The sequence below is a fragment of the Arthrobacter sp. P4_F10 genome, from assembly GCF_056401435.1.
The window spans coordinates 1-10,387 of the sequence record NZ_JBFUJJ010000061.1 but is presented as its reverse complement, the minus strand read 5'-3'; the positions used below and the strand labels follow the sequence as shown (position 1 = coordinate 10,387).

At 65.2% G+C, this 10,387-nt stretch carries 13 protein-coding genes; 4 read left to right on the top strand and 9 right to left on the bottom strand.

Features of this window, described 5'->3' with window-relative positions; genetic code table 11:
• The coding region (locus AC1DR1_RS22290) for an MFS transporter (protein WP_476993352.1) at positions 1-499 on the top strand (499 nt) is incomplete at its 5' end.
• A 242-nt stretch (positions 500-741) separates the two neighbouring features.
• Here the strand turns inward: AC1DR1_RS22290 and AC1DR1_RS22285 are convergent.
• On the bottom strand, positions 742-1,590 hold the full coding sequence (locus AC1DR1_RS22285; RefSeq protein ID WP_290369402.1) for an HAD-IIB family hydrolase: 849 nt from the start codon (positions 1,588-1,590) through the stop codon (positions 742-744).
• 268 nt (positions 1,591-1,858) lie between these two features.
• Positions 1,859-2,482, bottom strand: a complete 624-nt coding sequence (locus AC1DR1_RS22280; protein WP_229995526.1) for an HAD family hydrolase — start codon at positions 2,480-2,482, stop codon at positions 1,859-1,861.
• Between the two features lie 326 nt (positions 2,483-2,808).
• On the opposite strand from AC1DR1_RS22280, the gene AC1DR1_RS22275 reads away from it, so the two are divergent.
• A complete protein-coding gene (locus tag AC1DR1_RS22275; protein ID WP_229995527.1) occupies positions 2,809-3,840 on the top strand; it encodes an NADPH:quinone reductase in 1,032 nt (343 codons plus the stop codon).
• 372 nt (positions 3,841-4,212) lie between these two features.
• Here the strand turns inward: AC1DR1_RS22275 and AC1DR1_RS22270 are convergent, their stop codons facing one another.
• Genes AC1DR1_RS22270 through AC1DR1_RS22250 form a run of 5 tightly spaced genes read right to left on the bottom strand, consistent with a single transcriptional unit; the run spans position 4,213 to position 6,845 of the window.
• Entirely contained in the window at positions 4,213-4,524 is a 312-nt protein-coding gene (locus AC1DR1_RS22270; RefSeq protein ID WP_229995528.1) for a thioredoxin family protein, read from the bottom strand.
• A gap of 31 nt (positions 4,525-4,555) precedes the next feature.
• Entirely contained in the window at positions 4,556-5,242 is a 687-nt protein-coding gene (locus AC1DR1_RS22265; RefSeq protein WP_229995529.1) for a DsbA family protein, read from the bottom strand.
• Positions 5,242-6,132, bottom strand: coding sequence for a cation diffusion facilitator family transporter (locus tag AC1DR1_RS22260; protein WP_476993351.1), 891 nt, complete (start codon positions 6,130-6,132; stop codon positions 5,242-5,244). The genes AC1DR1_RS22265 and AC1DR1_RS22260 overlap by 1 nt, the downstream gene beginning before the upstream one ends.
• Positions 6,129-6,455, bottom strand: a complete 327-nt coding sequence (locus AC1DR1_RS22255) for an ArsR/SmtB family transcription factor (RefSeq protein ID WP_229995532.1) — start codon at positions 6,453-6,455, stop codon at positions 6,129-6,131. Before AC1DR1_RS22255 ends, AC1DR1_RS22260 begins: the two co-directional genes overlap by 4 nt.
• Before the next feature lie 54 nt (positions 6,456-6,509).
• Positions 6,510-6,845, bottom strand: coding sequence for a YnfA family protein (locus tag AC1DR1_RS22250; RefSeq protein ID WP_476967210.1), 336 nt, complete (start codon positions 6,843-6,845; stop codon positions 6,510-6,512).
• 385 nt (positions 6,846-7,230) lie between these two features.
• Here AC1DR1_RS22250 and AC1DR1_RS22245 point away from each other — a divergent pair, with 385 nt between their 5' ends.
• Positions 7,231-7,545, top strand: coding sequence for a hypothetical protein (locus AC1DR1_RS22245; RefSeq protein ID WP_476967193.1), 315 nt, complete (start codon positions 7,231-7,233; stop codon positions 7,543-7,545).
• 464 nt (positions 7,546-8,009) lie between these two features.
• Positions 8,010-8,972: a hypothetical protein gene (locus AC1DR1_RS22240; protein WP_476993350.1), complete on the top strand. Its 963-nt coding sequence runs from the start codon at positions 8,010-8,012 to the stop codon at positions 8,970-8,972.
• A gap of 54 nt (positions 8,973-9,026) precedes the next feature.
• Here AC1DR1_RS22240 and AC1DR1_RS22235 read toward each other — a convergent pair whose 3' ends face one another.
• The gene (locus AC1DR1_RS22235) at positions 9,027-9,959 is read right to left on the bottom strand and encodes an alpha/beta fold hydrolase (protein WP_476993349.1); all 933 of its coding nucleotides are present in this window, start codon (positions 9,957-9,959) and stop codon (positions 9,027-9,029) included.
• Between the two features lie 221 nt (positions 9,960-10,180).
• On the bottom strand, positions 10,181-10,387 hold a 207-nt coding region (locus tag AC1DR1_RS22230), incomplete at its 5' end, for a hypothetical protein (protein WP_476993348.1).

Genomic DNA, 10,387 nt, shown 5'->3' with positions numbered 1-10,387 from the left:
CTCTTACATCGCCCCGATCCTGACGGATCAGGCCGGCGAGAACGCTGCCCAGGTCCCGCTGGTGCTCACCGGATTCGGTATGGGCTCGGTCATCGGCACCCTCCTCGCCGGCCGCTTCGGCGACGCCCACCCCGGCCCGATCACGATCATTACACCCGCGGTGACCACCATCCTCCTGCTGGGAATCAGCCTGCTGCCCGGTTCGCCATGGCTGACCAGCGCACTGGTAGTCCTGCTGGGCCTGTTCGGCCTCAGCGCCAACAGTGTGCTGATTCACCTGGCGGTCCGCTTCGCCGGGAAAGCCGCGACCCTCGGTTCCGCCCTAAGTGTCTCGGCGTTCAACGCAGGCACCGCCGTGGGCACCGCCATCGCCGGGGCAGCCCTGCTCTCCCCGCTCGGGACCACCGGTCCCGGCCTCGTCGGCACGATCATTGCCGCTTTGACCTTGATTCCCGCCATTGCACTCGCCCTCGCCACCCGCCGTCGTGCCGCGCGGTAAAGCCCGACGGCGCTGCGCCTGCGGTTGCCTCCGGCGCCGCCGGCGTCTCATGAACGGGCCGACCGAGGGCGGTCCACTGGCCGGGTCCTTCTCGCGATTGTCCTACTTTTGTGGCAATGATTAGGTCGTCCGCGTACGGCGAGAGTGTCTTGTGTATCAGTTGGTCTGTGACGAAGGGGCCGTGAAGCCTAGTTGCTTGGCAAGCGTCATGTCACTTCCGCGAAATCCCAAGCCGTGCCGGATTAGAGGAGGCCGAGCTCGGCGAACGCGGCAACGAGCCCCTCCTGCCGCGGACCGGCGGCGGTGAGGTCCGCGATGGCCATAAGCTCGGGGGACGAGCCTTCGATGGCGATGCCGACACCTGCGTAGGCGATCATCTCCAGGTCATTGGCGCCGTCACCTATCGCAACTGTGTCTTCGCGGGAGATGCCGAGGTGGGCGATAACGGCCGCGACACCGTCAGCCTTGCTGATCCCGAACTGGTACAGTTCGCCGGCGTGCCGGCCCTCGTCGGCCACCGAATTGGCGACGACGGCAATGCCGTCGCCGATTTCCTGGACCAGGCGCTCCATGGCAACGGGCGACTCAAAGACGGAGACCTTGGCGAAGGGCACGGCCCCACGGTCCGCAGTGGTGCGCACCGCGCCGAGAATAGCGGAAGAACCCACCGGGCCCTCCTGCGCCTTGCTGAAATGGGCGTCGAGGATCGCTCGCAAACGCTGCATCGCCGCCGGTGAAACGTGCAGCGCCTCCTGCGCCTCCAGGACATACACGGCGTCGTGCGCGTCGAGTGCCCTAACCGTTCTGGCCGCGAGATCTGCCGGGAAGCGCCGGTCCACGAGCACGGTCCCGGCCACCTCCACGTAGGCGCCGGCGCTGGCCACGATGCCATCGAAGCCTGCCGCGAGGATACTGTCGGGCAGCATCGAGACCGGCCGGCCGGTGCATAGCAGGACCCGGTGGCCGGCTTCACGCACTGCCCGCACAGCGCGCGCATGGCCCTCGGGGACCACGCCGTAGTCCGCGTAGGTGCCGTCCACGTCAAGGAAGACAGCCCGGACGGTTCCTGTGGTGCTCGGCGTTGCGCTCATGATCCGCGATCATATCCCAGCACCATCCCGATCCAGCCGGGACTCCTTCTTGTGGATTTGACGTTCTCGCTGTTCCACTTCCGAATCGGCGGCTGGCCAGAGAGGCCCGGCATCGGGTGGCGCCCGTGTTCACACCGTGCCGCCGCACGGATGTCCTAACCCGGACCGGAGCGCCCAGATTACAGGAGAGGGGAGTCGGTCCCTATGAACTGGTCCCCCTGGTGTCACGGGATCACATAGTTTTGCCCGTCCGGCGGACAGCCGTCGTTCACGCGACAGTTCCGCGCAGCGCTCGTACATCCACCGAGTCCATGCCTGCGTGCTGGGCCGCAGCGAGTCCCTCTTCACTGTCCTCAAAAACCAGGCAGTCGGCGGGGGAGACCTCCAGGCGTTTCGCTGCAGTCAGGAAGATATCCGGCGCCGGTTTCCCACGCTCGGCATCTTCTCTCGTGACAATGACGTTGAATAGATCCCGCAGCCCGAGCTCGTCGACGGTGGGCATCACAGTGGCCTTTCCTCCGCCGGTTGCAAGAGCGGTCAGAACCCCTGCCGCTGACGCTTCACGGAGAACGTTGACTACTGGCACGATTTCCCTGACGGACTCGAGCAGCTGCATGTATTCGCTGTTGCGCGCGCTCACGATCTGGTCCAGATTCAGGTCGATGTTCTGCTCGCCGCTGATGAGAGAGGCCATCTCCGGAGTGGACAATCCTGTTCGGGCATCGAACCACACCTTTTCCATTCGCGCACCCTGTGCGTTCAGGGCTGCGGCCATGGCCTGGTAGTTGGCCCCATGGCTGTTAACCAGGGTGCCGTCCCAGTCAAAAATCAAGGCGCGATAGCCAGTCCATGGCAGGGGCTCGCCGGGGGCGGCCTTGACGGTGGTGGGCATATGCGGTTGCTCCGGATAGAAAGTCGCTCACTTCGCTGGTTTGATTCGCTGGTTTGAACTGTACGCTGAGGCAATTGCGCCAGCGACGCCGGCCTGCACCGGCCAGCTGACGTCCGGGAGCCTCCTGATCCCTCCGGTGCAGCCCGGACGGCCCGGCCGGACCTGGTGATTGATTGATTCGAGCTGCTGAGGCCGGGTCTCGACCCTTGAAGTCCCGCCACAAGGCGGTCCAGTCAGGACGAAGGACGTTCCTGGCGAGGCCCGTTGCCCGCATCTGGTCCGGCACCGGCGGGAATTTTCGGTCGGGGCCGGCGTTAGGTCTGAGTATGAAAGCTATCGTGTACCGTGCAACCGGCGACCCGTCTGTTCTCGAGCTCGTCGACCGCGAGATCCGCGACCCGGGGCGCGGGGAGGCACGCGTGCGGATCATGGTCTCCGCGGTGAACCCCACCGACTGGAAGTCCCGCCGCGGGGCCAAACCGGGCGAGCCGTTGCCCTTCGCGGAGGTCGTGCCGAACCAAGACGGTGCCGGAGTGGTGGACGCCGTCGGACCCGGCGTCGAGCATCTCCACGTCGGTGACAGGGTTTGGCTGGCCTTGGCCGCCTACCAGCGCGCCGACGGCGGGACAGCGCAGGAGTTCGCCGTCCTGCCGGCTGAGCGGGTCTTTCCGCTGCCGGAGAATGCCGGGTTCGACCTCGGTGCAAGCCTGGGCGTTCCGGCGGTCACCGCCCACCGGGCCCTGACCATCGCCGAGGACGGCCCGCGGCGGCTGCACCCGGGAGCCTTGGGCGGCAAAGTCGTTCTCGTCGCTGGAGGGGCAGGCGCCGTAGGCCATGCGGCGATCCAGCTCGCCAAGTGGGCCGGCGCCGTTGTGATCACGACCGTGAGCGGACCCGCGAAGGCTGCGCTGGTCACGGCCGCCGGCGCCGATCACGTCATCAATTACCGGGAAACCCACGCGGCCGCGGAGATCCGCCGGATCGCTCCCAAYGGCGTCGACCAGATCGTGGAGGTGGCACCCGCGCTGAACGCGGAACTCGACCTGGCAGTGATCCGCAACCGCGGCTCCATCGCGGTCTACGCCAACAATGGAGGCGATCAGGTGACCCTGGACGTGCGCAGGCATTTCAGTCTCAACGTCCGCTATCAGTTCGTGTTGCTCTACACCGTTGGCATGGCGGTGGTGCACGCCGCCGCCGAGGACATCAATGCGGCCATCGCAGACGGCGCCCTTCCGGTGGGAGAGGCCGCGGGTCTTCCGCTGCATCGGTTTGACCTGGCTGACACTGCTGCGGCCCACGCGGCGGTGGAAGAGAGCATCGTCGGCAAGGTGCTGATCGATGTGTCAGCGGGCTAGGCGATAACGCTTCGGGAGCCTCGCGCGGATCATCACGCGGTGCAGCCGCAGAACCGCGCGGGCCGAGCAGTCCGGACTGCGCACCGTGATGGATCAATATGGCCGCACTTTTGGGTCAACTTGGCGGACGGTCAGATATCGCGGGATTCTAGGGCTTCGGTGTCATTTTCAGGAGTCGTCTGCACGGAATGTCCGAAGTCCTCTGCACCGGGCAATCGGCCGCTGTAGAGTTGGCTGGCTCAGGGTCGGGTCCGACGCCTTAGGGCGACCCACAGCCCGCATCGCCGGCAAATGTAGGCGGGTTCGGCGCCGAGGGCATGAAGTTTCTCGCGCTGCATTGTCCGCCCGCAGCAGGTGCACTGGCAGTACGTATCAGAGGCCATGGTTCGTGAGGGCTTCCATGACTTGGACGACGGTCGGCACGCCCGCATGACCGCCGGGCGTGGGGTAGATCCGGCATGCGAGTTCACTGCTTGGTGCTCCGTCGGGGAAGATGTCGGTTCCGTCTGCGGTGATCGTGGGTGAACCGGCAAATCCGGTTCCGGCGGTATCTGCAGAAGACTTTATGGGCCGCAAATGGACGGGGACGTCACCACGCCCCAGGGCGGTCAGGGCTGCTTCGACCTGTTCGAGCGCTTTTGACGTGTTGGGGCAGTCATCGATGTGGAGCAGTTCTATTCTCATGCGGTCATTGTTCCTGTCCGGGTCAACCGGGCTATTTTGCGGCGTCGGTGAGTTTCTGGCGGAAGTCCGCTTCGCTGCTAAGGACGAGCTTTTCGCCGCCGAGGAAGAACGTGGGTGTCCCGGTCACGCCCAGGGCTGTGCCGTCGGTGACGTCTTTGCGGATCCGGTCCTTGGTCTGTTCATCCGTCACGGCGGCGTCGTAGGCGTCCAGGTCCAGGCCGAGCTCCTGCGCGAAGGTCCGGAACAGGGCGCCTTGGGAGTCCTGCTTTTCGCCCCACTGGGGCTGGGTTTCGAACAGCTTTGCGGCCATCTGTTCGTACTTGCCCTGCGCGGCCGCGGCTTCGACGGCGAGGGCCGCGGTTCCGGAGTTCCGGTGCCCGGGGAGCGGGAAGTAACGGTGGACGAACGTGATCCTGTCCCCGTATTCCTGCTTCAGTTGCTGCACGAGCGGYTCGGCGGCGCGGCAAGATTCGCATTCGAAGTCCAGGAACTCGACCAGTTGCGCCTTCTCCGTGGATGGAGATGTCACGCGGTGGCTGTCCTCCCGGACGAGCTGTGCGTCCGTGGCAGCATGCGGGGGTGTGGGTTTGGTGGCGGTGAAGATCGCGTACCAGATGACACCGCCGGCGACGATGACCCCCAGCAAGATCCATATCACCAGGCGGGCCGTCTTGGCCGGGTCGCTGGAGGCCGGGGTGTTTGTCAGGGTCCGTGTCATCAGTGGTTGATGCTTTTCTGGTCGCTGCGGGCTGGTTCTGTGGCAGTCGTTTTTGGGGTCAGAGACAGGCTGACAGCTTTCGGTTCGGGACCGGATCCGCAGCCCTCGCAGCAGCCGGAAGCCGCACTTTGCCCGGTATCCGTATTCGGAACTGCGTGCACACCCGAACCGGCCGGTCCGCCGTCGTCGTTTGTGCCGGGGCCGGGTTCGGGGGTGGCACAGCAATCGTCACCTTCCCCGTCGTGGCTTACCCCGGTATGCGGGACGGTGCAGCACACATCGCCGCGCCAGGCGTTGATGCCTTCCCGGCCGGCGATCCCGGCGATGACCAGGGCTGCGCCGGCGTCTGCCCACCACCATCCCAGCGTGCTGTTCAGCACCAGACCGGCCAGCAGCACGGCGGAGAGGTATGTACACAGCAGCGTCTGCTTGGAATCCGCCACCGCGGTCCTGGATCCGAGTTCCCGTCCGGCCCGGCGCTGAAGCCAGGACAGCACGGGCATGATGGCCAGACTCAGGGCAGCGATGACAATGCCCGGAGTGGAATGCTGTGCCTCGCCGCCTCCGGTCAGCGACCTGAAGGAGTCCACAGAGACGAACAGTGCCAGGGCGAAGAAGGAGATCGCGATGATCCGCAGGGTCAGGTGCTCGCGCCGTTCAGGGTCTTTGGCGGAGAACTGCCAGGACAGGGCGACCGCGGAGGCGACCTCGATCACCGAATCGAGTCCGAAGCCGATCAATGCTGACGAGTCCGCGACGTTGCCTGCCCAGAGCGCGACGACGGCCTCGATGATGTTGTAAGTGATGGTCGCGGCCGCGAACAGCCGGATCCGCCGGCTCAAGACGGCGCGCCGGGAGGCCGTGTGCACGGGCTGAATTGTCGTGGTCATGCCAGGCACGTTCCGTCCGGGGCGCAGCAGGCCGGGTCAACGGCCAGCACCACGCCGAGCAGATCCCTGATGGCATGTCCCAACCGGGCGTCAGCGAGCTCATACCGGGTCCGCCGGCCGTCCGGGACAGCCACCACGAGGCCGCAGCCCCGCAGGCATGTCAGGTGGTTGGACATGCTCTGCCGCGAGACCCCCAGGGAATCGGCCAGCTCCGACGGGTACGCGGGCGCATCCGCCAGGGCCAGCAGAATCCGCGCCCGGGTGGGGTCAGAGACCGCGTAGCCGAACCGGGCCAGCACCGGGGCATGCGTGAGGGTTTCCATGCAACCAAAATACAGGCACCGATGTATTCACACAACTGTGTATTGAGGCGCTTTTCAGCCGGCGCTGCGCGGTGCGAACATGATCACGGCCACCCCGAGCAGGCAGATCACGGAGCCGGTGATGTCCCACCGGTCGGGCCGGAAACCGTCGAAAATCATCCCCCAGGCCAGGGAGCCGGCAACGAACACCCCTCCATAGGCGGCGAGGATCCGGCCGAAGTGCGCGTCGGGCTGCAGTGTCGCGGCGAAGCCGTAGACACCCAATGCCACGACCCCGGGTCCGGCCCACCACCATTCCTTGCCCTCGCGGACCGACTGCCATACGAGCCGGGCCTGAAAAGAAAAAAGAATTTCCGATCGGTGCGTAACCTTTCGGGCTACCCCAACGATTACCCCGTTGTAAGCGCCGCTCGGAGCCAGGACCCCCCATCGGGCACCGGCCGGCCCTGCACCGTAAGCGTCGGCCGGCGCCTTCCCCCCATCTGGTCTCCGGTCGACCCTTCACCGTCAGCGCTTGCCGGCGTCTGTCCCCATCGGGCGCCGGCCAGCCTTCCATGGCGAGCGCGGGCTGTCGACTGCCCCCATTAGGCCTCAGCCTGCTAGTTGGCAATGCTGCTTTCCTTGTCTTCGGCAATGGCGGGCGGGCCGGTTCAGTGGGCCGCGTTGGCGCCATGAGGGGCCTTCGATGACCAGGACCTACCGGACCTGGTGTGGAGTTCGGCGGTCACCCGCCGGGACGAAATGATGAACAGGAACTTGGGAGAACGAGCAGACCGTGACGGCAACAGCGAATAGATCGGCCCTGGACGTTGCCGTGGATGTCCGGTTCACCCCGGCCGGCACGCCACTGGCCATCCGGCACGAGGGCCGCATCTGGGCCGTGGCCGCCGATCCGGTGCACTGGTTCATCCGGGAGGCCTGGCCGGACGCCCGGCGCACGGCGGCCGTCGGCGGCGGCGACCTGGTGGGCATCGAATACTGGCGCATCCAGGTCCGCCTTAGCTCAAATTCCGCACTGCGGACCTTCACCCTGCGCCGGAACCCGCCCGCTACCCAGTGGCTCCTGGAAAACATCAGCGACGGCGGCTAGGCAACAGGGACCCAGAACCGCCTGCCCCGTCGGGTAGACCACGTATGAGTTGGCCGATCTTTTCAAGCACCAAGAGCCGGAATGGGTTCGACCCGGCGCCGTCGCGGGGCTCGGTCCAGTTGCGATAGGGGTCGAGGGCAGCATTTACGGTCGGCTCAGCAGTAGCTCCATCATGCTTTGAACTGGGTCTGATGCACGTCGTGTGGAATCGGCACGAGGTTGTCGAAGCCGTTGCTGCCTGCTTCTTCGGGAACTACTCCATCGAATCTCACGTGCCGATTGTGAGACGGACACGGCTGGTTGGCAACACTAACTCTGTCTGGATCCAGGTTCCTGCCGTGACGCGGGCGTTCAACTGAATGGAAACTCTCCCGCGACCAAGGGTGAAATCCGGGTTTGCCCAGGGTCCGCTTCAGGGGAGTCCCCGATCCTTCTGGACCATTAATCGCCCTAGTCTGAACGTCGTGCCCACAGCAACCGTGAACCAGCGCCCCCGTCCTTCGTTCCTCCTCCGCAACTGGCAGCACCTGTCCGCGCCAGCCAGAGTCCTCGCCGCCGTCGGCCTTATCATGGCCGTCTCCGCCGTCTTCCATACCTTGGTGTTCCTGCAGTCAGGCACTGCCTGGGAAGGTCCTGTCTCGTGGCGCAAGCCGATCACCTTTGGCTTGTCCCTGGCACTCACCGCCATCACGCTCGCCCTCATCGAATCTTGCCTACGGTTGCGCCCGTTGACCTCGTGGCTCCTTCTCGGCATTCTCAGCGCCGCGTTTGTGGTCGAGGCCGCGCTGGTGACCATGCAGGCCTGGCGCGGGGTACCCTCGCATTTCAACACCGCCACGCCCTTCGACGCCATGGTCTTCTCAGCTATGGGCATGACCGTCATGGTCATCGTCGTCGTGATTGTCAGCCTGGCCATCCTGAGTTTCACCTCAGCCAAACCCGGTGCGCCCGGCCTCACGCTGTCCGTCCGGGCCGGCATGGTGCTGCTCGTCGCGGGACAGGTCCTCGGCGCGGCGATCATCGGCGTCGGCGAACCTGCCGTCCTGTCTGGCAACGAGGCAGCGGTCTTTGGTCCGGAAGGTGTCGTCCTCGGTGCCGCCGGCATCCTCAAATCTCCTCATGGCATCGCCCTGCATGCCATCCAGGTGCTGCCCCTGCTCGGGTGGCTTGTCCAGCGCTCCTCCTGGTCAGATGTTCGACGTCGGCGCGCGGTGTGGAGCGCGGGCATCGGCTATTCCCTGGTCCTGGCAGTCAGCGTCTTCCAGGCTTACACTGGCCAGGCGCAGTTCGCCCTCAGCATCGGGACGCTCGCGGCAGCACTGGCGGGGGTCCTCCTCGTCGCCGTGCCCTACGCGGAGGCAGGCGTCCAGGTTCTCCGCGAACGCAAGGATGTTGCCGCAGGCCAAAGGCCGCGTCCACGCAGTTGACTGACCCAAGCACCAAAGCGGCGGACCCAGGCGCGGATACGCCTGAGCAGGCTGTCATTTCGTCAGTTGGCCGGTTTGCTCTGTTCCGCCGGCTTTGCGCAAAACCCTGCGCAGGGTTGCCGCCCATTCGTGGGGCATGTCGGTGTACGAGCCATGGTGACCCGGGAATGTCACCAGCTCACAGCCCAGCCGCTCTGCCAGGATGAGCGACACTTCAGCAAGCCAGGTCTTCCGTTCCTGGGTCCACTTGCCCACGGCCATAATGACCGTCACTCCGTTGCGATGAACCATTTGAACATCCGGGAGATAGTTCGTCACCGGCAGGAGTTCGAGCTTCATCAGGACACTGTTCGCGTCGAGCGAGCTGATGCGAGACTCGTGTTGCCGGAACTCTCTATGGCCGCGGGCATATTTCGCGGCTTGGGCATGTCCTTTGACAAGTTTCCTCACGGGAACCTGAATTCCGAAGATGAAACGAAGCCCTGCCAGTGAAGGGCCGAAGTGGTAGGCCGTTCGGTACACGTTGGCGAAGAAACGCTGCCACTTGRCAGCATTCGGGGATACCCTCGCACACGGCGGCTCGTGAGCGATGGCGGCCCGCACGGCATGGGGGTGGGTCCTCGCCGCATCAAGGGCAATCACAGCCCCGCTGCTGCTCCCGAAGATGAAGGCCGCCTGCTCACCGGCGGCATGGATGACTGCTACCGCATCCCGGCTTTGCTGGCTGATCTCGAAATTCTGGGGACTGTTGGAAGTGCTGCGGGCGTTCGCACGGCGGTCGTAGGTGATTACCTTGAATTCGTCTGAGAGGAGGTCCGCGACGGCCGCATACAAGTCCGCGTCCCCACCGGCTCCAGGGATCAACAAAAACGCCGGCCCGTGACCCCGTACTTCGAAGTACAGGTCATCGCCTTCCGACCTGACACGGTTCGTCGTCACCCTGACGTTGGGCTGTGGACTACCGGGTTCCCGCCCAGACGTCGTCATGATCGAACAGTACTCCAACTGGCCGGCGAGACGGCTTGAGGAGAAATCACCTCGGAACAACACTGTGACGAGCCAGGCCCCAGGGCGGACAACGTTCTGATCAAGTTACCGGGGTGGGCCGGGCGGTACCTCTGTCTCGGATAAATCGGAAGGACGCTCGCTTCCCTTGAGTTCTCCGACGTTCATGGGGATCAGGCTGTGCAGGACAGGCGGGGCGACGATCAGGCGGTCGGCCGTGACTGCTGGATCTCCGGTGCGATTCGCGCTCGCCGGGGCCTCATGGTCCAGGCGATTCCCGCCGCCCACACCAGAAGCAGCACCAGGGATCCCGCCAGGATAGTGTCCAGCACTTGGTTGGACACGGCAAACGCGGCAGTCCCGGTGACCAGCATCGGGACGAGCAGCACTGCGATGGCGGGGACCCAGTG